We start from the raw sequence: 22657 nt of genomic DNA on the forward strand, positions 1-22657 counted from the left end.
GTCGCCGCTGCAGCTCCCGCTGACAGCAGCCACAAACCTTGGACAAAGCGGCCGGCGATCACAAGCACCCAAGCCCGGAACAAGCCGAAAGCGCCCGGCCATCGCCTGCCCATCGCACCAAAGGTGCGCCGTCAATCGTCGGCATGCCTTTGGCATGACCGGCGGTTAGCCGACGGCCCGGCTTGCGTTTTTGTTACGTCGGCGGTCAAAAGGCCCCATGCCCGCCGTCCGCCGCATCTTACGGCCCGAGGATGTGCAGGCCCCGGCATATCCGGCCACCTGAGCAAGATCTTGCCTCCCCGCGCAGGACAAATTGAAGCACCTCATCACCCACTTGATTTGCCATGCGATTTCCGTTATGCGGGCAGGGCTAACGTTATTCTTTTTCGACCCACTGTCTCCCTTACACGGCGTTCAGTCCCGATCCAGATCGACCACGCCACGCTGTCGCATAGTGCGGACAGACCCAAAAACGGAGACTACGGATATGGCCACTGGCACCGTAAAATGGTTCAACACAACAAAAGGCTTCGGCTTTATCGCACCCGATGGCGGCAGCAAGGACGTTTTCGTCCACATTTCTGCTGTTGAGCGCGCAGGCCTGACCGGCCTGGCAGACGACCAGAAAGTGACATTCGACATCGAAGCGGGCCGTGACGGTCGCGAATCGGCGACGAACATCGCGCTGGCATAAGCCACCCTGCGACGACATTTGAAACGCGGTCCCTGGAAAGGGGCCGCGTTTTGCGTTTGCAGCAGGGGTTACCGGCGCACGGGCACTTCGTATCCGCGTTCCTCGGGTTCATCATCGACCAATTCGGTCGGAAACCCCGGTGCGGTGATGCTGAGGCCCGTCGCCTCCTCCAGCCGTTCGATCATCCGGTCTGACTGGGCGCTGACCCCATAGCGGCGCTGCCCGTCACTCAGCATCCCGATGATCTGCGGCGACAGTTCCAGCGGCACGCCATTGTCATCAGCCAGTTTCTGAAACAGGCCCACGTCCTTTTGCACCAGGTCGAGGGTGAAATTCACATCCCGCGACCCCGACAGGATCAACTGGCTTTCGGTCTCATGCACGAATGAATTGCCCGACGAGGCCGCAATCGCCTCATAGGTCACGCCAAGGTCCATGCCCGCCGCCTTCATCACCGTCAGCGCCTCGCAGAGCGACAACAGGTTGATCGTGGCCAGATAGTTGGTCATCACCTTCAGCGTGCTGGACACGCCCACATCGCCCACATGCAGGATGCGGCGGCCCATATGGGTCAGGATCGGCAGTACCTTTTCAAAGGTCGGTCGCGTGCAGCCCGCATAGATACTGATGTTGCCCGTGTCCGCCCGGTGACAACCGCCCGAAACCGGGCAATCCACCGCTTCTCCCCCCTTTGCGATCACCACGTCGGCATGGGCCTTGATCTGGCCCGCATCGGTGGTGGACATCTCCATCCAGACCTTGCCGGGGCCGACATGGGGCAGCATCTGCGCCAGCACGGCGGCACAGGCGGCGGGGCTGGGCAGGCAGGTGATGACCACATCGCAGGTCTGCATCAACGCGCCGGGATCGGCGGCGGGTTTCGCGCCCCTGGCCACCTTCGCCGCCACCAGTTCCGCATTCAGGTCATGGACATGCAGGTCCACGCCGTTGCGCAGCAACGATCCCGCCAGCTTGCCACCGACGTTTCCCAATCCAACAAATCCGACTTTCATATGTCTCTCCTGTCGCAGTCCTACGCATCAGCGCGGCTGACCCGCGACCTGTCGCGCCTGATTGCGACGGGAAACCGGGGCAAAGCCGCAGGCAATGGATGAAATGGCCCGCAGCCTCCCCCCTGACGGCCGGTTACTTTGCGTAGCCGCCCAGAAAGCTGAAATCAGAGCGGTTGCCGCCCTTGTCGGTCGCAATGTCGTGGCAGTTGATACAGGAGGACGACCCGCCCCGGTTCAGCGTGCCATCGGGATGCACCACCGGCACATCCTGCAGAAAGGTCTCCAGCGTGCTGTTGACCATATAGATCGGGGCCGGGAATGGGCGCAGCGGGTCGGGGTGGTCCAACCCGCCATTGGCCCATTGCACGCCGATCAACTGATAATTCGCCCAGACCGATCCGGCCAGCGCGTCCTGAAACACCTTGTCGACATTTTTTGCACTCTCATAGACTTCCCAGCAGCGGGTGACCTGCGTGCCAGCGCCGGATTGGGTCAGGTATTTCTCCGCATAGGGCATGTCCGGTTCCCACAGGTAATTCTTCAACTCCAGCCCGATATTTGGGGTACAGGCCCCCTGCGCGTCCGCGCAACTCGCATCGAAAAAGGCCCAGCCGGTGCCTGCGTCCTGCGGCACCGGGCAGGAGCCGACCGGCGGATAGGGTTCCAGCCCGCTGACCGTCGCGGCAGTGTTCTTCTGCGAGGGCGCGGCCCCTGCCGCATCCGGGGCGTTGCGGATATGTTCAAAGGTCGCCCAGACCCAATTGTCGGAAAATGCGGTGGGATTGGTGATCTTGTGCATGATGTGCATGCCCACAAGCCCCACCGTCACCTCAAGGCACAGCGGCTGCCCGGTTGCGGAATTCTCCGCCCCGATCATCAGCGTCGCGGGCAGTGTGAAATACCCCATCGGGTTGCTGTCATCGGCCAGCACGCGCCAGGCTGTCTTCAGTTCCATCGCGCCGGGCGATCCGGTCAGGCCGCGCGGCAGGTCCCAGCCCTGCGGATTCGCGGCGGCAAAGGCCTTTTGCCCCGCTTGCGTGGTCAACCCGTTGTCGCGCAGATAGCCGACTTCTACCGGGTTCATGCGGATGTCGTACATGACAAAATTGCCATCCACGTCAATCAGCGGCGACGCGGTGAAAGGCTCGATAAAGGAGGATGAGGTCAGCTTCGAGGTCTGCGCCAGCACCATGCGGCCCTGCGGCGTGCAGGCGGCCTCGGCGTCGTCGGCAACCAGATTGGCCTGTGGAAAGACCGCGTCGATGCCAAGATAGCTTTCCCAGACCCGTGGCGCATCGGGATCGTCCAGTATGCTGCCCATGGGCGCGCCGCTGGCATCCGCAGGCCAGTTCAGCGCGACAAAACTCTGCCAGCCGAAATAGTCGAAATTCTGCTGCTGCACCCCGTCTTCGGTTTCAAGGTTGGTGGTCGGCGTATAGCCCAGCGGCACATCGAGGTTCGGCATGTCACTGGGCAGGGTTGCGCAAAGCTCTGCCGCGCCGGTCACGCAAAGCGCATCCTGCTGGTAATCCGCAAATGCGGGTGCCGCACAAAGAACGAAGGCCGCAGCGAGGGCGGAAGGATAATGTCTCATCAAAATCTCCAAAACAAAAATGTTGCTGCTAAAATGCACGCTCAGGTTGTCACTTTTCGACCCGCCGCGCAAGGATTCCCCGCAGCTCCGCATTTTTGCACAGTGGCCGTGCCGGCAATTCTCTTTTCAGGCGCGGCGCGCGCACCTATCTGTCTTGCAGCTTCAGACAAGGAGATTTGTCATGTCCCTCAGACCCACACTTGAGACACGTCGCGCAATCCCCACGCTTGAAGGGGCGGGCGTCAAGCTGCACCGCGCCTTTGGCTTTCAGGACCCGTCCGAACTGGACCCCTTCCTGCTGTTCGACGATTTCCGCAACGAACGGCCCGAGGATTTTGAAAAGGGCTTTCCCTGGCACCCGCACCGGGGGATCGAAACCATCACCTATGTGCTGGAAGGCACGGTCGAACATGGCGATTCCCTGGGCAATACCGGCACGCTGGGGGCCGGGGACGTGCAGTGGATGACAGCCGGGTCCGGCATCCTGCATCAGGAAATGCCTGCCGGAAACGCGCGTGGGCAGATGCATGGTTTCCAGCTTTGGGGCAACCTGCCCGCCGCGCAAAAGATGACGGCGCCACGGTATCAGGACGTGACCTCGGCGGACATTCCGGTGGTGACGGATGACGACGGCACGCAGGTCAAGGTGATCACCGGGAATTTCTGGGGCAAGACCGGCCCGGTGGACGGGATCGCCGCAGACCCGCAGTACCTCGACATTACCGTGCCTGCGGGGGTGAAGAAAACCTTCCGCATCGACACCTACCGCCGGGCATTCGCCTATGTGTTCCAGGGGGCCGGTGCCTTTGCCGATGCCTCCGCCCCGTCCGGCGTCCTGCTGGAAAAGGAAGTGGCGGGCGAAGAGATCAACATCCGCGACCTCAGCGGCGACCGCACCCTGATCCGGTTCGGCACCGGGGACGAGGTGACGGTGCAGGCGGGCGAGGAAGGTCTGCGCTTCCTGCTGATCTCCGGCGCGCCGATCGAAGAACCGGTGGCCTGGCACGGGCCCATCGTGATGAACACCCGCGCCGAGCTGGAACAGGCCTTTGCCGAGTTGCGCAATGGCAAGTTCATCAAACCGGCGCATTGAAACAGGGGTGGGCGATGCGCCCACCTCACGTTCTCAGGACAATGGGATGTGATCCGGTTGCAGGGTGCCGGTCAGAAATAGCCGTTCCGTTGCAGGCGCCACAGAATCAGCGCGCCTGCCCCGATCACCACGACAAAGCCCTTGACCCCAAGAACGATCCGCGCGCCGTAGAGAAAAAGCACAAAGCCGAACATGATGCCCGCGACCAGCAGCGCCGTGCCGTTGTCATGACTCGCCAGCCGGATCACGGCGAATGTGCCCAGGGTCATCAGGGTGGCCACCATGGGCATGATCTTTTTCAACCATGCAAGATGTTCGTCCTCGGTCATGCCGCTATCCCCGGGTCAGGCTCCATTACAGCGTCCCGCCTTTAACCTGATACACTTCGTATCGCCGATGTCCCGAAAGCGCGAAGCGCGGCAGGGTATCGGCGATTCAAGTTTAAGGCGGGGCGCTTTAACCCCGATCATAGCACATTCCGGGATGTCCCGGAACGATCAGTCGGCAGCCCTGTTGCGCCCCCCGGCGCACGCCTGGGTCAGCATGTGTTAACCCCGCTGGCCTAAAACCTGCCCTGTCATGACACAGGCCGCAGGGCTTTCACCCCTGCGGTATCGACCCGGAGAAGAGGCCCGGCATCAGGGCCATATCTGAACGGTTCAGGAATGCGGGGTAAAATCCCGTCTCATACCTCCGATCTGGCGGCGCCGCCCTTTTTATCGACGCTTCGCGATCAACAGATATCAACAGCAGAACATCACCGCCGGGGATGCCCCGCGCGGGCGATTCAGGCTGCGCTGACCGCCTTGCGCACCATGTCCCAGTATTGCGCGACGACCTCGTCCAGCGACAGCCGGCCGCTTTCGCGGAACCATGTGTTCACCCCGGTCAGCATCGCGATGATCGCCAGCGTCACGATCTTGGTGTCCTTGACGGCGAAATCGCCGCTGTCCACGCCTGTGCGCAGGACGTTTTCCAGCCGGTCCTCATACATCCGGCGCAGGCGTTCGACCTCGGCAAAGTTTTCCGCGTCGAGGTTGCGCAATTCCATATAGGCGATGAAGACCTCATCGGGCCGGTCCGCGTGGAACCGGATGTGAAAGGCGACAAAGGATTCAAGCTGCGCCAATGCGCCGCCCTCGGGCACCGGCAGGGCCGCCAGCAGATCCACAAGGTGATCGCGCATCAGTTCGAACAGCAGGGTCTGCTTGTCGGGTGTATAGTTGTAAAGCGCCCCGGCCTGCACCCCGACCTCGGCCGCAATGGCGCGCATCGACACCGCCGCATAGCCGCCACGCGCGAACAGCCTCAGTGCGGCGGCACGGACCCGCGGCCCGGTGATGTCGGAATGTGAACCTGCTGTACGTGCCATGGGCCCTGATTAATGAAACCGCATGGGAAAGCAAAGCCCGCTTGCGCTGTCAGACAGGCTGGTGCAAGAAAGTTGTCATGAGCATTCGCCCCCTGATCGCCCTGCTGGCCGCCTGTTGCCTTGCCGCCTGCACCCAGTTTCCCGAACTGGACAGGACGATCTCGCCCGAGATGGCGGCCTCCGACTACCCTGCCCTTGTGCCGCTTGAACCGGTGCTGGCGCAGGCCACGGCGGGCCGGGTCGATGCGCAGGCCACCCAGGCCCAGTTGGAGGCGCGGGTGGCGCGGCTGAGGTCACGCGCAGCACGGATGCGCGGATCAATCCTGTCGGGCCGGGAACGTCAGCGTCTGGCAGAAGGTCTGCAATAGCGCCGCTTCCGCGGTCCTGCGTTGCGCGCCGCCTGTGAAACGGCTACATCGCGGCTGAACCCAAAACGCCTGACCACAGCCAAAGGATTTCGCCCATGTCTGACCCCCTTCGCCTTGGTATTGCCGGTCTGGGCACGGTGGGGGTTGGTGTGGTGCGCATCATCCGCCAGCAAGCCGCCCTGCTGGAGGCGCGGACCGGGCGCAAGATCACCATTTCCGCCGTCTCTGCCCGCACCAGGGGCCGCGACCGGGGTGTCAATCTGGACAGCTACGCATGGGAGGACGATCCCGTCGCCCTGGCCAATCGTGACGATGTCGATGTCTTTGTCGAACTCATGGGCGGCGCAGATGGCCCCGCCAAAAACGCCACCGACGCGGCGCTGAAAGCGGGCAAGCAGGTGGTCACGGCAAACAAGGCGATGCTGGCGATCCATGGTCAGGCGCTGGCCGAACTGGCAGAGGCGCAGGGCGTCAACCTGCGTTTCGAGGCCGCCGTCGCGGGCGGCATCCCCGTCGTCAAGACGCTGATGGAAGGGCTGGCAGGCAACGCCATCACCCGTGTGATGGGCGTGATGAACGGGTCGTGCAACTATATCCTGACCCGGATGGAGAATTCCGGCAAAACCTATCAGGAGATCTTTGCCGAGGCCGACGGTCTGGGCTATCTGGAGGCCGATCCGCAACTGGACGTGGGCGGCATTGATGCGGCGCACAAGCTGGCGATCCTGTCCGCCATCGCCTTTGGCGCACAGGTGGATTTCGCGGGCATCCATTTGGAAGGCATTGAGCGGGTCAGCATCGAGGACATCCACGCCGCCGCCGACATGGGGTACAAGATCAAGCTGCTGGGCGTGGCGCAAAAGACCGGGCGCGGGTTGGAACAGCGGATGCAGCCCTGTCTGGTGCCCGAAACCTCCCCTCTGGGTCAGCTGGATGGTGGCACCAATATGGTCGTGCTGGATGGCGATTCCGTGGGTCAGATCGTGCTGCGCGGCGCAGGTGCGGGCGAAGGCCCCACCGCCAGCGCGGTGATGGCCGATATCTGCGATATTGCACGCGGGATGCAGATGCCCGTCTTTGGCCAGCCTGCCGCCGGTCTGGAACTGGCCAAATCCGCCAAGTCCAAGACCCCGGCCCCCTATTACCTGCGCATGAAATTGGTCGATAAACCCGGTGCCCTGGCCAAGATCGCCACGGTTCTGGGCGAAGCGGGCGTCAGCATCAACAGGATGCGGCAATACGAACATGATGCCGCCTCGGCCCCGGTGCTGATCGTGACCCACAAGACCATCCCCGCCGATCTGGACCGCGCGATTGCCGCGATGGATGGCACCGGCGTGATGGCGGGCCCGCCCGTCGCCCTGCGCATCGAAGAGGTCTGAGGCGCCAGACCTGGTTCATTTACGGGTCCGCTCTTTCATTGACGGCATGGTTTGCGACACAGGTCGGACATGTGCTGCGGTGTGAGTCTGCGTCGGGAATGCGGGAGGTTGCTGTCTTTCGCCAAAGCCCGGAATCAAGCCGAAGGTGCCGGGCCATCGCCTGCCCGCCGGTCGCACCAAGGTGCGCCCTTGATCGTCGGCATGCCTTTGGCATGACGGCAGGCGATGGCCCGGCTTGCGCGTTGCGTTGGTGGGAAAGGGCATTTCACGGACCGTTGTCGCGCCGCTGAAATCTGTCCCTGAAACACCCGCCCCCGGCGCGTGAACCCTGGGCCGGGGATACCCGTGCCGCCATGGCGTGCTTGTACGAAACCGCTTGGCGCGATAGAGGACAGGGCAATATTAACACCGCCAAGGAATTACCATGCCCACATCCGCCGATTTCCAAGACCGTATGCTGTCGCTGGGCCTTGCCCGCGTGTCGGAAGCCGCCGCACTTGCCTCGGCCAGCCTGATTGGCAAGGGCGACGAGAAAGCCGCCGACCAGGCCGCCGTGAACGCCATGCGCACCCAGTTGAACATGCTGGACATCGCCGGGGTTGTGGTCATCGGCGAGGGCGAGCGCGACGAGGCACCGATGCTCTATATCGGCGAGGAAGTCGGCACCGGAAACGGACCCGGCGTGGACATCGCGCTGGACCCGCTGGAAGGCACCACGCTGACCGCCAAGGACATGCCCAATGCGCTGACCGTGATCGCCATGGGCCCGCGCGGTTCGATGCTGCACGCGCCCGACACCTATATGGACAAGCTGGCCATCGGGCCGGGCTATGCGACAGATGTTGTCACGCTGGACATGCGCCCCGCCGAGCGGGTCAAGGCGCTGGCGGCGGCCAAGGGCTGTGCGGTTGCGGACATCACCGTCTGTATCCTGGAACGCCCCCGCCACGAAGAGATGATCGCCGAGGTCCGCGCCACCGGTGCGGCGATCCGGCTGATCACCGATGGCGACGTGGCCGGTGTCATGCATTGCGCCGATCCGCAGACCGGGATCGACATGTACATGGGTGCCGGTGGCGCGCCCGAGGGGGTGCTGGCCGCCGCCGCGCTGAAATGCATGGGCGGGCAGATGTACGGGCGGCTGCTGTTTCGCAACGACGATGAGCGTGGCCGGGCCAGCAAGGCCGGCATCACCGATTTCGACCGCATCTACACCCGCGATGAAATGGTGACGGAAGACGTGATCTTTGCCGCGACCGGCGTCACCGGCGGCACCATCCTGCCGGGCGTGAAGCGCGAACCCGGCTGGATGACCACCGAGACCCTGATCATGCGGTCCAAGACCGGCTCTGTGCGGCGCATCAACTATCGCACGCCGGTCGCAAAAGACTGACCGCGCGCCCGTGGCGGGCGGTGGCTTGTGTATATTTTTGGAACAATGAAGCGGGGTGACGGTGGGCTTTCTCGGGGTTGAGACTTCCCTGACCGGGCGGCGCTGGGTTGGTCCCGGCGTCGAGGCGGAGCGTGCCGCCGAGCTGCTGGTGCAGCGCACCGGCCTGCCGCAGGCGGTGTGTCAGGTGCTGGCGCGGCGCGGGGTCCCGCCGGAGGAAGCGACAGGCTTTCTGGCCCCGGCCCTGCGCGCGTTGCTGCCCGATCCGCGTGGCCTGAAAGACATGGAAAAGGCAGCGGCGCGGTTCCTTGTGGCGCTGGCGCAGCGCCAGCGGATTGCGGTCTTTGCCGATTACGATGTGGATGGCGGCAGTTCCGCCGCGCTGCTGCTGATCTGGCTGCGCGAGATGGGCCATGGTGCCACGCTCTATGTGCCGGACCGGATCGACGAGGGCTATGGCCCCAATGACGCGGCGATGGCGGCGCTGGCGGCGGATCATGACCTGATCGTCTGTGTCGATTGCGGCACGCTGTCCCATGGCCCGGTGGCGGCAGCGGCGGGCGCTGACGTGGTGATCCTGGATCACCACCTGGGCGGCGAGACACTGCCCGAGGCGCTGGCGGTGGTGAACCCGAACCGGCAGGACGAAGATGGCACGCTGGCGCATCTCTGCGCGGCGGGGGTTGTCTTCCTGATGCTGGTCGAGGCCGGTCGCCAGTTGCGCGAGGCGGGCCGGAAAGGCCCCGATCTGATGGCGATGCTGGATCTGGTGGCGCTGGCGACGGTTGCGGATGTGGCGCCGCTGATCGGCGTGAACAGGGCCTTTGTCCGGCAGGGCCTCAAGGTCATGGCGCGGCGCGAGCGCGTGGGACTTGCGGCCCTGGCGGATGTGGCGCGGATGGATACCGCACCAACCGCCTATCACCTGGGCTTTCTGCTGGGGCCGCGGATCAACGCGGGCGGGCGCATCGGCCAGGCGGATCTGGGCGCGCGTCTGCTGGCCTCTGACGACCCGCATGAGGTGGCGGCCCTGGCCGAGCGGCTGGATGCGCTGAACAGCGAGCGGCGCGATGTCGAGGCAGGCGTGCGTGCCGCCGCACTCGAACAGGCCCAGGCGCGCGGGTTCGACGCGCCGCTGGTCTGGGCCTCCGGCCCCGGCTGGCACCCCGGCGTGGTCGGCATCGTGGCCTCGCGGCTCAAGGAGGCCTCCAACCGCCCCGCCATCGTGATCGGCTTTGAGGATGGCATCGGCAAGGGGTCGGGCCGCTCGGTCAGCGGCATCGACCTGGGCGCGCCGATCCAGCGGCTGGCGGCCGAGGGGCTGCTGATCAAGGGCGGCGGTCACAAGATGGCCGCCGGGCTGACCGTGGCCGAGGACAAGCTGGAGGCGGCGATGACCCGGCTGGCAGACCTGCTGGCCAGACAGGGCGCGCATCTGACTGGCCCCTCCGACCTGAACGTGACCGGCTTGCTGATGCCCGGTGCCGCCTCTGTCGAGCTGGCCGAACAGGTCGAGGAGGCAGGCCCCTTCGGTGCCGCCGCCCCTTCCCCGCGCTTTGTCTTTGCGGAGATGAAGATTCACTTCGCCAAACGTGTCGGCGAAAGCCACCTCAAGATCAGCTTTGGCGACGGGATCGGCCCCAGGCTGGATGCGATCTGTTTCGGGGCCTATGACACCGCGCTGGGCGCCGCGCTGGAGGCCCATGGCGGCGCGCGGTTCCATCTGGCGGGGCGGCTGGACATCAACAGCTGGCGCGGACGGCAAAGCGTTCAGTTGCGCCTGGAAGACGCCGCGCGGGCCTGAACACAGATTATCGCGGTCTTGGGGAAATTTCTGCTTGCGCGCGTTGTCTGAAAACCCTAATGAACCGCTCACGACCCGTGGCCCGTTCGTCTATCGGTTAGGACGCCAGGTTTTCAACCTGGAAAGAGGGGTTCGATTCCCCTACGGGCTGCCACTTTCTCCCTCCAGTTCATCACTCATCTGATCCGGTCCTGCCGGTGCAGGGTGGAGAGTGTCGCATCTGGCCCTCCGGCCATTTCGCCCCCCAAACCATTGCGCCAACCAGGCAATGCGCCCGCGCCGTCAGAGGCGAAATCGCTGTGCGAGCTTCAATTGTGGCGCATAGGGTGCCGGTTGGCAGACAATCAACGCTTTCGCGCAGGATTGTCCGGCCCGGAGCAGTCTCATTTGACAGAAAATACCTCGAAATTCCCGCAAAAGGGGAGATTTGACTGTGTTTCGAGCGTGAAACAAACTGTTTCCGACAAATGAGGCCAAAAAGTGCCGAAAAGTGTTAAGAATTGCGCCATGGTGCGCTTCCCAACCGGCCATCGAACGCATGCTGCGTCTGCAAAAAAAGTGATCGGGCGCCCCCTATCACGCTGCGCGGATTGAGCGTATGCAGCGACGGTATCCACTGCCGGTGTTCCATGGTGCCGGCGGGGTGAGTGACCAGTAAGGACCCGGGGCGGCATTGCCGCAGCGGGACAATTTTTAATATGCGGCCCTGGGGGGTTGTGATGAAGAGATTCCGAATGGATCAGCCAGGCTACGGCCTGTTCGATCTTGGTGAACATCGGTCTGCGGCAGAGGGTATTCTGGGCCGCGTGGACTTGGTTACGGCGGACGCATCCACCTTGTGGGATGCGGCGATCGCCCGCAAACATGCACCGGCAAAACCCTATCGGAACGGTCTGAAACGGCTGCTGGATCTGGCCCTTGTCGTGCTGGCCATGCCGTTCTGGCTGCCGGTCATTGCGGTCTGTGCGCTGGCCCTGTGGATCGAGGGCGGGCAGCCGTTCTATCAGCAGCAGCGCCTGGGCCGCGACGGCAGCAGGTTTTCGATTCTCAAGCTGCGCACCATGGTCCGCGATGCCGATCAGGTGTTGCAGAACCTGCTGGCATCCAACCCGGAGGTCAAAGCCGAATGGGACGCCTTGCAAAAGCTGCGCAACGATCCCCGGATCACCCCGGTCGGCCGGTTCCTCCGCGCGACATCGCTTGACGAATTTCCTCAGCTTATCAACGTGTTGAAAGGCGAAATGTCTCTGGTTGGGCCGCGCCCGATGATGCCGGATCAGCTTGGCCTTTATGGCAACCCGCGTGCCTATTTCGCGGTGCGCCCCGGTCTGACCGGCCTGTGGCAGGTCAGTGCGCGCAACAACAACAAGTTCACCTATCGTCATGGGGTCGATGAAGCCTATGAAAACGCCCTGAACTTCCGGCTGGACCTGACCATCCTGTTCAAGACCGTTGGTGTGGTCCTGCGCCAGACGGGGTATTGAGCGATGCCTTGCTTTTGCACCGATAAACACTGTGGTATGATCCATTCCCATGTCAGACACCCCAAAGGAGCCCGGTATGAAGGATAATCTTCTCAGGGCCGATCCCACCGCGCAGGGCACGGAGGATGAGTCCTGGTCCCAGACCAGCGGTCTGCGGCACAGCATCAGACCGCGCCGCCACCTGCCCGATGATCTGATGGCGGATGCCCCTGTTGACATGTTGGACGTGCTGCGGAGCAAACCCCCGGTGCAAACCGCACCGGAAGCCCCGGAAACCATAGCGGAGCCAACCATGCAGACGCCCGCCCAGCCTGCGCCGGTTCAGCCCGCCTCCGCCCTGTCAGCCCCTGCCCTGACCTCTGCAGTCGATGCGGCAGCTCACCAAACGCCCGGTGCCGATGTCGCCGGGCGGAACGTGCCCCATTGGGACGACCTTGACCTTGTGACGCCGGGCGACCGGCGCAACCGCGCAACCGCAATCCCGGTGGTGGATGCGGCGCGCGACAGCCTGGCGGTGCAGGCCTTTGATCTGCTGCGCACCCGTCTCCGCAAGACCACGGGCGAAAACGGCTGGGTCAATATTGCGATCACCGCCCCGACACGGGGCTGTGGCACCACCTTTACCGCGCTCAACCTCGCGCTGAGCCTGTCGCGCATTGCCGGGTCCCGCACCGTGCTGATGGACTTCAACCTGCGCGATCCGGGCCTGGCGCCTGCGCTGGATGTGGCGGCACCGGGCGAAATGCGTGATTTTCTGAGCGGTGATGCGCGGATCGAGGATCAAATCCAGCGGGTCAGCGACACGCTGGCGCTGGGGCTGAACGCCGCACCGGACATGGATGCGGCGGAAACGCTTCAGAACCCCGCGCTGTCGCGGACCCTGGACCAGATGCGCGCGGCCCTGCGCCCGGATCTGGTGATCTACGACATGCCGCCGATGCTGGGCCATGACGATGTGTCGGCCTTCCTGCCGCATCTCGATGGCATCCTGCTGGTATCGGACGGGTCACAGACGATGGGCAAGCAACTGGTCGAATGCGAACATATGCTGGATGGCCAGGTGCCCCTGCTGGGCGTGGTCCTGAACAGGGCGCGCAGCAACAGTCTGCCGCGCTATAAATAGGTCAGGAATCCGGTGCGACCTGGCCAATTTGTGCCTCAACTTCGCCCGATTTTCATGGTGAAAGCCGAAGAACCCCTTGATGGCATTGGCTGTCTGTGGGGTCATTTTGCATTGAGGTGACAGGTACATGGGGCCGATCTATTCCCTTGCAGACTTTCTGGACATGGTGCGCCGCCGCATCGGGGTGATCTCCTTTGTGTTCATTGCCGGGTGTTTTCTGTCGCTCTACTGGGCCCTGTCGCAGCCGCATGTTTACGAATCCGCCGAAGTCATCCAGATCGAACAACCCAAGATTGCCGACTCGCTGGCCCCTTCCACGGTCGAAGGGTCCTCGGCACGGCGTCTGCAACTGATCCAGCAGCAATTGATGGCGCGCAGCAGCCTGACGGAAATCATTGAGGACTTTGACCTGTTCGAGAACCTGACCGCCCTGCGGATGTCCGAAAAGGTCGATCTGCTGCGCAGGTCCGTGTCCATCAACGGGGTCGCCGCCACCCGCGAGGGCTTTGCCGATGATGGCACCATCGCGGTGCTGACCATCACCGCGCGGCTGGACAATGCCGAACAGGCACAGGCCGTCGCCCATGAGCTTGCCAACCGCACCCGTGATCTGACCGCCGCACAGCGCCGCGAGCAGACCCGCGAGACATTGGAGTTCTTCTCTGCCCAGGAGGACCAGCTGATCGCGGAAATCGCCAGGCTGGACGACGAAATGGCCACCTTTCGCAGTGCCAATGACATTTCCATCGAAGGCAGCCTCGAATTTGTCCGCTCCGAAATCACCAGCCTGAACGACGCCTTGCTTGAGCTGGACCGCGAGATCATCGCAACCCAGCTTGCCCGCAGCCGGATCGACCGCAACGCACGCGCCGCGACGGTTGCCAAGGAGGAAGCCGACCTTGACGCGGAACTGGCCAGCCTGGGCACCCAGCGCGACCTGTTGCAGGACCGCCGTGCGGAACTGGCGGCCAGCATCGAAACCTCCCCCGAGGTCGAAAGCACGCTGATCAAGTTTCAACGCCGCATGGAGCAGTTGCAGGGGCAGTTGGACGTGATCGCCACCCGCCGGAACGAGGCGGAAGTGGGCTATTCGCTGGAGGCCGCTGCGCGCGGCGAGCGGCTGATCACCCTGGAAGAGGCCCGCGTGCCGGATTTCCCGGTCAGCATGAGCCGCAAGAAACGGGCCGCCATGGGAGGCGCTGCCGCGCTGTTTGCGGGGCTTGCGCTGGCGTTTCTGATGGAACTGCGCCGCCCCGTGATCCGCACCGCCCGCCAGATGGAGCGGGAAACCGGCCTTGTCCCTGTCGTGTCCATTCCGCAGGTCGGTCGGGTGAAGGCAAGCAAGGGTCTGGCCAAACTCTGGCAGGACCGCAGGGAAGCCGGTCAGAAGGGGCGCAATGCCCGTCTGGCCAGACAGTCGGATGCCCGGCGCAGCTGAGCGGCGGTTCTGTCGAATGTCGCGCAACGCCGACTCCTGGCGGCAAATTTGCTGAATCATGTCAGTGGGCCGTGCCAAGCAGCTCCGACCCAAACCAGCTTTTACAGCGTCCCGCCTTTAACCTGATACGCTCCGTATCGCCAATGTCCCGAGAGCGCGAAGCGCGGCAGGGTATTGGCGATTCAAGTTTAAGGCGGGGCGCTTTAGGCGTGGTATGGGCCAAGGACCGGTGAGCGGGACGAAACCGACGTTGGCATCGAAACGCCAAGCCGCGCATCGCAGGGACGTGGTGCGGCGATCAGACAGCAGTGACTGGCACTTTATGGGAGCCAAGCACTTCCTACCTAACGATGAGGCACAACAGCAGCCAAATCGCCGTGCCGGGGGACGGCCCGGAGATGCGCGGCGGCCTGCGGCCTTGATTCCGCGCGGGGGAATGCGGAAAGGACTCCCTCCCGCCATCCGCTGCAATTTTCACGAATGACCGCCTGGGCCCTGCCCCGTCCTTCGGACGTAGCGCCGCGCTCTGGGTCAGCGATGTGGCGCAAAAATCGGTTATTCTTGGGTACTGACAGGTTCTCTGCGGCTGGCCCACGGAATCCAGGTTCGCAGCGTCGCGACAGGCGCGTGACTGAGGCTCGCGCCCGGCCGCGAGGGTGGGCGCGAAACGCTTCGGCGCATCAAGCCGCTTCGGACGACATGTCATGCAAGACATGTCAAAAATGACAGGTCTTGCATGACATGTCTGCAGGTGCGGGAAGTGGGCGGCACATGTCGGCAGCCAAGGTGCAGAGCGCAAAGTGCAAAGCGCAAAGCAGGAAGCCTATGGTTTCGACTTTGACTCCAACCACCTGAAATCTAAGATTTCAATGCGTCAAAGCCCGCGCGAAACAACCCCTGCCAGGTCAGACCGACGCGCCCAGGGCGCGCAGAACATCCAGATGCAGCCACAAAGCCAATACCGCTGCAACACCGCCCGCCACAAAGAAGGTCAGATCGTGCCGCGCGTCCCAGACGGCATGGACCCGCGCCAGCCAGATCAGCACCAGATGCGACAGCGCCATGGCCAACCCCATGCCCAGAATCGCCCCCACCAGCCCGGCATAGACCGCGCCGATCAGCAGCAGCGACACCTGCAAGCTGGAGCGCAGCGCGGAGTAGATGAAAAAGCGCCGCGAATCTCCCGCCGCAAGGGCAGCCTGATCGTAGGTCATGCCAATTACCTGCGGAATCAGCGCCAGCGCCAGCAAAACCACAACCCCGCCGGAACTGGCGTAGCGGCTGTCATAGAGGTGATCGACCAGCCAGGGCCCGATCAGCGCCATCACCACCAGCATGCCCCCGATGCCAAGGGTGAGACCATAGCGGATGCGGGCCAGACGATGTGGCTCTGCCCCTTCGCGGTAGATGGGGATCATGACACGGCCCGTCACGCTCAGCCCCAGCAGCAGGGGAAAGCTGGCCAGGAAATAGCCGATGTTGTAGATGCCCAGCGTCTCCAGCGTCAGGAACTTGCCCAGGATCGCCTTGTCCCCCTGACTGGCAAAGAACCAGAACAGCGTGGACAGGAATATCCATTTGCCAAAGCTGATCAGCTCGACCGCCGCGGTCTTTTCCCAGCGCAACCGGTTGCGCTGGCCCGGCAGGCCATAATGGGTCAGCAGCAGCTTTGCCCCCGCCCCCGCGACGCCACCGATGACCAGGGCGGACACCGATTGCAACACCACGGCAAGGCCGATCATCACCCCGATGCCGATCACCTGCGATGTCAGGTCCAGCACCGTCAGCCGCCCCATCAGCAGGTGGCGCTGCGCAGTGTCGATCCGGGTCGGGTTCAGCCCGCCCAGAATCAGCGCCAGACCGGCGATGGGCAGATAGCGGGCCAGGTCGGGCTGGTCGTAGAACAGCGACACCGGGTAGGCCAGCACACAGGCCGCGATCCACAGCCCGATGCCGCGCATGACCTGGATCGTCCAGGCGGTATCGAGGAACGCTGGGTCATCGCCCCGCTTGCTCTGCGAGATCGAGGGCGAGATGCCGACATCGGAAAACAGCGTCAGCCCGACAGTGATCACGCTGATCAGCGCCATCAGGCCAAAGGCCTCCGGGAACAGCAGCCGCGTCAGGATCAGGTTCGACGCCAGCCTGATCGCCTGCGATGCGCCATAGCCCAGCAGGATCCACGAGGCCGAGCGCAGGGCGCGCGCCATCAGACGGTTATCCTTCAGCACATCAAAAACCCGTGCAATCACTCGAAAAAAGCCTCACTTCTGCCTCAGGCGCTGAATAGAGCGTCCTTGCGTCCTGCGCCAGCGCCATGACACGCCAATGGGGCAAAGTTATGAAGAACAAGGAAGAGCCGTGAAGATCGCCTATATCCTGAATACCTATCCGCAACCCTCGCAAAGTTTCATCCGCCGCGAGATACGCGCGCTGGAACGTCAGGGACACGCGGTGACGCGGATGGCCATGCGGCGCTTTGACGGCACATTGGTGGACCCGCAAGACATCTCTGAGGCGGAAAAGACCGACTACCTGCTTGCCAAGGGGCCGATGACACTGGTCCGCGACAGCCTGCGCGCCCTGCGCCGGGACGCGGCCGGTTTCTTTGCCGCCTTGCGGACTGCGCTGAAACTCGGCCGCCTGTCCGAAGTCGGCCGCCTGCGTCATCTGATCTATCTTGCCGAAGCGGCCCATGTGGCCGAGCAATGCCGCGCCGCCGGGATCACCCATGCCCACGCCCATTTCGGCACAAACGCCCCCGCCGTGGCGATGCTGGCGCGGATGCTGGGCGGGCCGAAGTTTTCCTTCACCGTACATGGCCCCGAAGAATTCGATTCGCCCCGCGCCCTGTCACTGGGGGCCAAGATGCAGGCCGCCGATTTCACCGTCGCGATCAGCCAGTTTTGCCGCTCGCAGCTGATGCGCTGGGCCGATCACGCCGATTGGGACCGCATCCATGTCGTCCATTGCGGCGTCGAACCCGCCCGGTTCAAGGACCCCGCACCACTTCCCCAGGGGCCGCGCCGTGTCGTGGCAATCGGACGGTTGGTCGAGCAGAAAGGCCAGCTTGCCCTCATACAGGCGATGGCAGAGGTCACGTCCGACCTGCACCTGACCCAGATTGGCGACGGCGAAATGCGCGCGCAGATCGAGGCGCTGATCGACAAGCTTGACCTGCGCGCGCGCATCACCCTGACCGGCTGGGTCGATGAGACACGGGTGAACGCGGAACTGGCAGCAGCCCATGCGATGGTCATGCCCAGCTTGGCCGAGGGCCTTCCCATGGTGGTGATGGAGGCGATGGCCGCTGCACGCCCCGTCATCGCAACCTATATCGCGGGCACGCCCGAACTGGTGCGCCCCGATGAAACCGGCTGGCTCGTGCCTGCGGGCGATGTCACGGCCCTGGCGAAGGCCCTGGACGGGCTTGCCACGGTGCCACTGGCCAGATTGTCCGAGATGGCGCAGGCCGGACGCACACGGGTGCTGGCGCGGCATGACATTGACAAAGAGGCGCAGAAGCTGGCGGCGCTCATGGCCTCCGACCGGGTCTGACCGCCCCCCGCCTGCCCGCTCAGCGCCCCCGCACCCAACGGTTCTTGCTGCGCAGGACGGGCAGGTGAATCGCAAGGCGCACCGCACAAAAGGCGGCAAAACCCGGCGGGTCGGCCAGGGCCCGACGCCACAGCGGCGCAGCACCGGGCTGCGGGTCGTCATTTGCCATCAGTTCGGGATAGCGGCTTTCGATCTCGGCCACGCCGATGTCCTGCCTGCGCCGGACCTGCACCAACCGCGCAAAACCTTCGACCATGGGCCAGTCATAGGTGGCGGGCACGGCGAGGCGTTCACCGGGGGTAAAGTTCAGCCGCGCATAGGTGTCATCCGAGATGATGTCCGGCCAACCGCCCCAGCGCGCCCGGCCCGCCCGGTTCATGGCAAAGACACCAAAGCCCGGTACGCCGCGCGTCATGAAAGGCGTTGTCAGCCAGAACCTTGTATAGGGCCGTGTCACGCCCCCGCCCTGCACCGTCACATTGGGCCGCCCGCTGGCGTAGCGCGGCGCATCCACGTCCAGCACCCCGGCCAGTTGCGCAATCAGCGGCGGTGACACAATCACATCCGCATCGAGATAGATCAGCACCCTGCCTGCTGCCGCCGCCTCGCCCGCGTTCAGCGCGCCCAGCTTGTTGCCCTCGGCCAGCTCCAGCACCTGCAGATGCCAGCCTTTCAACCCGGCCTGTTCGGCAAAGCCGCGCGCAATCGCCGCCGTGTCATCGGTGCAGCCATTGGCCACCACGATCACCTGCACGCCCCCCGCGACATCGTCCGAGGCCAGCAGCGCCGTCAGGCAGGCGGCCAGATAGGCGGCCTCGTCATGGGCCGGGATCAGAATGCTTGCCCGGCTCACTGAAACGCCACCAGCGCATCCCAGCGGGGGTTTTCATCCTCAAGATAGCGCAGCGCACCCCATGCCCCCCATTTGGTCGGGGCATAGACATCGGAATAGGCGTTGAACAACTGTCCGCCGACCGCTTTCCACCCCTCCAGCAAGGTGGTGTAGAGCGCGCCCATCTGCGGCGCGTAGTTCAGCGCCTGAAAGAAGGCGGTCAGTTCCGCGTCATCGACCATTGCGCCAATGCCCACCACATGGCTGCCGCCCTCGTACATGATCAGGTCCAGCCCATGCGCCTGCGCCACCTGCGCGTGATAGGGCCAGACACGGGTGATCAGGTCACTGACCGTATCGGCACCGTCACCGCTGACCGCCCCGTCACGCAATTCGCGGCCCGCCAGTTCAAAGGCGAAATCAAAACGGTGCCGGGTGATGTACTCCTCCGCCGCCGCGCCGGTCAGACCTTCTGCATTGGCGGCGGCCACGGCCCGCGTGCGGCTTTCCTCCAGCCAGTTGCGGAGCATCGGCGCGCGTTCCGCCGTGCCAAGCCCGCCTGCGAAATAGCCCGACACCGCATAGGCATCAAAAGCCTCTGCCGGGGCTGGCACCCCCTCTGCCACCGCCAGCGGGGCGGTCAGCGCCTCGGTTTCCAGCCCCAGCCAGCCGGTCTGGCTTGAGATCACATTGACCAGCCGCGCGCGGTCTTCCCCGGCAAAGACCCCGGACCAGATCCGCGCCACTTCTGCCGCGCGCAGCCCGTAGTATTGCATCCACTTGTCCTGCGCATTCCAGCGCGCGCGGGCCTGCACATCGGCCCAGCGGGCCTGTTCGAACTGCCAGTTCCAGACCTCGTTGGAGAATTCCACATAGACCTTCAGCGCGGGATCAAGCCTGTCTTTCACCAGCGCCGCGAGTTGGCGCACAAAGCCGTCATCCGCCAGATGCGGCACATTCAGCCAGATGTCGGCCTCAAGCTCATTGGCAAGCTGCACCATCACCTCGACCGGGACACCGCCTGCCCAGGTCACGTCACCGGGCAAGGGGCGGTCGGCCCATGCGGCCAGCTTGGCATTGTTCGTCTCCATCCAGTCCATCATGCGCAACGCGCTGAACTGGCCGATCCGCGCGGTCCAGGCCGGGTTGAACAGCGCGCCCGCCGCGTGGCGTTCAAGGTTTCCGAGTTTGACCACCGAAATGTCATGCGGCGGGTCAGACGTTTTAATGCGCTGAATGCGGATGTCCACGCTGCCGGGACCGGGCGTGTAGTCAAAACTCACTTCGCCCTTGCCATAACGCACATTCTGCGCGCGCCCCGTCACCTCGATCACGCCCTTGCCACGATAGGCCAGACGATACCGCCCCTTGAGCGATGCAGCCTCTGGCGGCATGTCGGTCAGGATCAGCGTGCCGATGCTGCTCAGGCTGCGGGGCATCCGTATCGGCCAGCCGTTTTCATCCAGATGCCCGCCCGCCAGCAGTTCGGCGTATTCCATGCCGCCGAAGCGACCGGGTTCATGGCCCAGCCAGGGCCGCGCGGTCTTCATCACGTCGATAAACGGGGCCTGGGTGCTCCAGTCCGAGACGGCGGCAAGGCCGATGGCCACCCGGTTGGTGCCCTCGACCGTACCGCGCGCCGCCGCAACCAGATCAACAGCGGGTGTCTCTGGCAAAACCGGCGGGCCGGTGGGGGCCGCAGGAGCGGTGCTGGCGCGCGCTGGCCCATTGGCAGGGGGCACCGGGGCCACCACGCTGCCGCCATAGGCCTGCACCGCCTCAAATGCGACGCGCTGAAGCTGGCGGGCAAGGTCCGCGTCCGGCGTGTCAAAGGGCTGCCCCCAGCGGTCGTTGAAATCCACCGGCAGGCCCAGCGGGTCCTGCCCGGTCAGCGTGGCATATTGCACCATCGCGACAAAGTAATGGCCGGTGTCATTCAGGTGGATGTCATCGGCAAAAAGCGCGGACATATCCGTGAGCCCCGGTATCCGCTCCGCCGCAATCTCATCATAGAGACGCGCCATCGCCTGCCCGGCAGGGATCAGCCCGACCTGCGCACTGTCCGACCGGGTTGCGGCACCGACCTGGGCCACGATTTCCTCCCAGACCGGCAGATCCTGATCCAGCCGTTCCCGCCAGGGCGTGGCTGCGCCCTCGTCATGCTCAACCGCCGCACCTGTGCCGCTTTTCAGCGAATGCCAGGTTTCCTGCACATAGATATGCACATCCGGATTGGCCGAGGCCGCAAGCCCCGCAAAGGCCTGCGCATAGACATAGGTATCGGACCACTTCACATGGTTTGCCAGCGGAATGGCCTCGGTCAGGATCAAGTGGGTTGTGCCGCCTTCGGGCAGGATCAACCGGGCGTCGATCCCTTCGGCATTGGCGGATTCGTCCCAATTGTATTTCAGCGGCGCGCCATTGATGATCTGGGCGCGCACCGTGCCTGCGCCGGTGCCCGCGCGCAGCGCCTCTTGCAGCATGTCGGGGCCGTCGGAACCGAACAGGCTGTGGCCCACCATCACCACCGATGCAGCAACCCCAAGCAGGCTCATGCCGCGACCCCGGTTTCAGGATGGCGCGCGATGACCTGCCAGACCACGTCCTGCATCACAGCGGCAACATCGGCAGAGGGCGCTGTTGCAGGGGCGCCGTCGGCGCGGGTCAACGCATGCGGCAGGCCGCGCGGATCGCGGTGATAGAGGACAGCGTAGTGGGTCAGTGCCACCAGATAGGCCCCCAGGTCATTGAAATGAATGGTGTCCGGGGTGCCATCGTCCCGTTTGGTAAAGAGATCATGCAGGCTGGTGACGCCGCCGATGCCGCCCGCGGCCTCGACCCGGCGGACAAAGGCCGCCATGACCTGACCGGCGGGGATCAGGTGGATCGGCGCATCGGTCGCGGCCAGCGCGGGGTATTTGACCCGGCCCTGCCAGAATTTGCGCAGGTCCCGGTCGATGCGCAGCAGCCAGCCGTTGCCATCGTCGGTGTGATGCCATGTCTCATAAAGGTAGATCCGAGTCTGCGGGTTCGCGTCCCAGGCCAGCCCGGCCCAGCGCGCGAGATATTCCGCCGCATCGTGATGGCGGATCGCATCGCGGATCTCGACCATCTCGGTCAGGACCAGGGCGTCATAACTGCCGGTGGCAAGCGCCTGTTTCGCGGGGCGAAACCACGCATGGGCGTTTTCCTCGGCAAAGCCGTTGATGGGCACGTCTTCCTCCCAATGGTCGCGCAGGGAGGTGCCCCAGCCCAGTTGCGAATGATAGCGATGTCCTGCCCCGGCAAGCTGCGCCAGCATCGCGGGCATGTCGCGCCCCACAAGGCTGTGACCCAGATGATAGACATTGAGCGCCGCATCGGGCGGATTGAGCGGCACCGCATAAAGCGCCTGCGCCTCTGCCGCGCCCTGCCGCCGGTCGCGGGTCCAGAACTGCCGACCTGCTGCCGCCACCAGCGCGAGGGCTCCCAGACCTGCAAGGGCGGTTCGGCGCGAGGCGGGTTTCATCGGG

At 64.2% G+C, this 22657-nt stretch carries 18 protein-coding genes and 1 tRNA gene; 11 read left to right on the forward strand and 8 right to left on the reverse strand.

All coding sequences use genetic code 11. The features are described from left to right. The first annotated feature begins 487 nt into the window (after window positions 1-487). A complete protein-coding gene (locus tag A8B82_RS13760; RefSeq protein WP_067293393.1) occupies window positions 488-694 on the forward strand; it encodes a cold-shock protein in 207 nt (68 codons plus the stop codon). Between the two features lie 68 nt (window positions 695-762). On the opposite strand, the gene A8B82_RS13765 is transcribed toward A8B82_RS13760, so the two are convergent. Together A8B82_RS13765 and A8B82_RS13770 are read right to left on the reverse strand one after the other, a co-directional pair. Further along, complete coding sequence (locus A8B82_RS13765; RefSeq protein WP_067293396.1) at window positions 763-1707, reverse strand: NAD(P)-dependent oxidoreductase; 945 nt, start codon at window positions 1705-1707, stop codon at window positions 763-765. Between the two features lie 133 nt (window positions 1708-1840). Continuing rightward, a complete protein-coding gene (locus tag A8B82_RS13770) occupies window positions 1841-3301 on the reverse strand; it encodes a hypothetical protein (RefSeq protein ID WP_138069765.1) in 1461 nt (486 codons plus the stop codon). Window positions 3302-3482: 181 nt separating this feature from the next. On the opposite strand from A8B82_RS13770, the gene A8B82_RS13775 reads away from it, so the two are divergent. Next, a complete protein-coding gene (locus A8B82_RS13775; RefSeq protein WP_067293400.1) occupies window positions 3483-4394 on the forward strand; it encodes a pirin family protein in 912 nt (303 codons plus the stop codon). A 71-nt stretch (window positions 4395-4465) separates the two neighbouring features. On the opposite strand, the gene A8B82_RS13780 is transcribed toward A8B82_RS13775, so the two are convergent. Next, a complete protein-coding gene (locus tag A8B82_RS13780; RefSeq protein ID WP_067293403.1) occupies window positions 4466-4723 on the reverse strand; it encodes a hypothetical protein in 258 nt (85 codons plus the stop codon). 458 nt (window positions 4724-5181) lie between these two features. Further along, a complete protein-coding gene (locus tag A8B82_RS13785) occupies window positions 5182-5766 on the reverse strand; it encodes a TetR/AcrR family transcriptional regulator (RefSeq protein WP_067293405.1) in 585 nt (194 codons plus the stop codon). 77 nt (window positions 5767-5843) lie between these two features. Between A8B82_RS13785 and A8B82_RS13790 the strand changes: the two genes are divergently transcribed. From A8B82_RS13790 to A8B82_RS13825, 8 genes are all read left to right on the forward strand, one after another. Continuing rightward, window positions 5844-6134 (forward strand): hypothetical protein, encoded by a 291-nt coding sequence (locus tag A8B82_RS13790; RefSeq protein ID WP_067293408.1) that lies wholly within the window; start codon window positions 5844-5846, stop codon window positions 6132-6134. Between the two features lie 95 nt (window positions 6135-6229). Next, the gene (locus A8B82_RS13795; RefSeq protein WP_067293410.1) at window positions 6230-7516 is read left to right on the forward strand and encodes a homoserine dehydrogenase; all 1287 of its coding nucleotides are present in this window, start codon (window positions 6230-6232) and stop codon (window positions 7514-7516) included. A gap of 424 nt (window positions 7517-7940) precedes the next feature. Further along, window positions 7941-8909: a class II fructose-bisphosphatase gene (gene glpX / locus A8B82_RS13800; RefSeq protein ID WP_067293413.1), complete on the forward strand. Its 969-nt coding sequence runs from the start codon at window positions 7941-7943 to the stop codon at window positions 8907-8909. 61 nt (window positions 8910-8970) lie between these two features. Then, window positions 8971-10710, forward strand: coding sequence for a single-stranded-DNA-specific exonuclease RecJ (gene recJ, locus A8B82_RS13805; RefSeq protein ID WP_067293548.1), 1740 nt, complete (start codon window positions 8971-8973; stop codon window positions 10708-10710). A 79-nt stretch (window positions 10711-10789) separates the two neighbouring features. Further along, a tRNA-Glu gene (locus A8B82_RS13810) sits at window positions 10790-10864 on the forward strand. A gap of 565 nt (window positions 10865-11429) precedes the next feature. Beyond that, window positions 11430-12194 (forward strand): sugar transferase, encoded by a 765-nt coding sequence (locus A8B82_RS13815; protein ID WP_235604700.1) that lies wholly within the window; start codon window positions 11430-11432, stop codon window positions 12192-12194. A gap of 76 nt (window positions 12195-12270) precedes the next feature. Further along, window positions 12271-13317, forward strand: a complete 1047-nt coding sequence (locus tag A8B82_RS13820; protein ID WP_067293415.1) for a CpsD/CapB family tyrosine-protein kinase — start codon at window positions 12271-12273, stop codon at window positions 13315-13317. 127 nt (window positions 13318-13444) lie between these two features. Beyond that, complete coding sequence (locus A8B82_RS13825) at window positions 13445-14755, forward strand: DUF874 domain-containing protein (RefSeq protein ID WP_067293418.1); 1311 nt, start codon at window positions 13445-13447, stop codon at window positions 14753-14755. Window positions 14756-15660: 905 nt separating this feature from the next. Here the strand turns inward: A8B82_RS13825 and A8B82_RS13830 are convergent. Then, window positions 15661-16965 (reverse strand): oligosaccharide flippase family protein, encoded by a 1305-nt coding sequence (locus A8B82_RS13830; RefSeq protein ID WP_067293550.1) that lies wholly within the window; start codon window positions 16963-16965, stop codon window positions 15661-15663. A gap of 151 nt (window positions 16966-17116) precedes the next feature. Here A8B82_RS13830 and A8B82_RS13835 point away from each other — a divergent pair, with 151 nt between their 5' ends. Further along, window positions 17117-18313, forward strand: a complete 1197-nt coding sequence (locus A8B82_RS13835) for a glycosyltransferase family 4 protein (protein ID WP_067293421.1) — start codon at window positions 17117-17119, stop codon at window positions 18311-18313. Between the two features lie 19 nt (window positions 18314-18332). On the opposite strand, the gene A8B82_RS13840 is transcribed toward A8B82_RS13835, so the two are convergent. From A8B82_RS13840 to A8B82_RS13850, 3 genes are read right to left on the reverse strand one after another with little or no spacing between them, the layout of a single operon-like run. Then, a complete protein-coding gene (locus A8B82_RS13840; protein WP_067293424.1) occupies window positions 18333-19166 on the reverse strand; it encodes a glycosyltransferase in 834 nt (277 codons plus the stop codon). Next, window positions 19163-21700, reverse strand: coding sequence for a hypothetical protein (locus tag A8B82_RS13845; RefSeq protein ID WP_067293426.1), 2538 nt, complete (start codon window positions 21698-21700; stop codon window positions 19163-19165). The genes A8B82_RS13840 and A8B82_RS13845 overlap by 4 nt, the downstream gene beginning before the upstream one ends. Then, the gene (locus tag A8B82_RS13850; RefSeq protein ID WP_067293429.1) at window positions 21697-22653 is read right to left on the reverse strand and encodes a hypothetical protein; all 957 of its coding nucleotides are present in this window, start codon (window positions 22651-22653) and stop codon (window positions 21697-21699) included. The genes A8B82_RS13845 and A8B82_RS13850 overlap by 4 nt, the downstream gene beginning before the upstream one ends. Window positions 22654-22657 lie beyond the last annotated feature (4 nt).

The organism is Sulfitobacter sp. EhC04, from assembly GCF_001650875.1.
Taxonomy (GTDB): Bacteria; Pseudomonadota; Alphaproteobacteria; order Rhodobacterales; family Rhodobacteraceae; genus Sulfitobacter.

Coding starts and splice junctions, on each gene's coding strand:
- A8B82_RS13780 (WP_067293403.1), bottom strand. CDS start 4,723: ATGACCGAGGACGAACATCTTGCATGGTTGAAAAAGATCATGCCCATG.
- A8B82_RS13815 (WP_235604700.1), top strand. CDS start 11,430: ATGAAGAGATTCCGAATGGATCAGCCAGGCTACGGCCTGTTCGATCTT.
- A8B82_RS13770 (WP_138069765.1), bottom strand. CDS start 3,301: ATGAGACATTATCCTTCCGCCCTCGCTGCGGCCTTCGTTCTTTGTGCG.
- A8B82_RS13795 (WP_067293410.1), top strand. CDS start 6,230: ATGTCTGACCCCCTTCGCCTTGGTATTGCCGGTCTGGGCACGGTGGGG.
- A8B82_RS13785 (WP_067293405.1), bottom strand. CDS start 5,766: ATGGCACGTACAGCAGGTTCACATTCCGACATCACCGGGCCGCGGGTC.
- A8B82_RS13820 (WP_067293415.1), top strand. CDS start 12,271: ATGAAGGATAATCTTCTCAGGGCCGATCCCACCGCGCAGGGCACGGAG.
- A8B82_RS13765 (WP_067293396.1), bottom strand. CDS start 1,707: ATGAAAGTCGGATTTGTTGGATTGGGAAACGTCGGTGGCAAGCTGGCG.
- A8B82_RS13845 (WP_067293426.1), bottom strand. CDS start 21,700: ATGAGCCTGCTTGGGGTTGCTGCATCGGTGGTGATGGTGGGCCACAGC.
- A8B82_RS13850 (WP_067293429.1), bottom strand. CDS start 22,653: ATGAAACCCGCCTCGCGCCGAACCGCCCTTGCAGGTCTGGGAGCCCTC.
- A8B82_RS13790 (WP_067293408.1), top strand. CDS start 5,844: ATGAGCATTCGCCCCCTGATCGCCCTGCTGGCCGCCTGTTGCCTTGCC.
- A8B82_RS13825 (WP_067293418.1), top strand. CDS start 13,445: ATGGGGCCGATCTATTCCCTTGCAGACTTTCTGGACATGGTGCGCCGC.
- A8B82_RS13830 (WP_067293550.1), bottom strand. CDS start 16,965: ATGGCGCGCGCCCTGCGCTCGGCCTCGTGGATCCTGCTGGGCTATGGC.
- A8B82_RS13775 (WP_067293400.1), top strand. CDS start 3,483: ATGTCCCTCAGACCCACACTTGAGACACGTCGCGCAATCCCCACGCTT.
- A8B82_RS13760 (WP_067293393.1), top strand. CDS start 488: ATGGCCACTGGCACCGTAAAATGGTTCAACACAACAAAAGGCTTCGGC.
- glpX (WP_067293413.1), top strand. CDS start 7,941: ATGCCCACATCCGCCGATTTCCAAGACCGTATGCTGTCGCTGGGCCTT.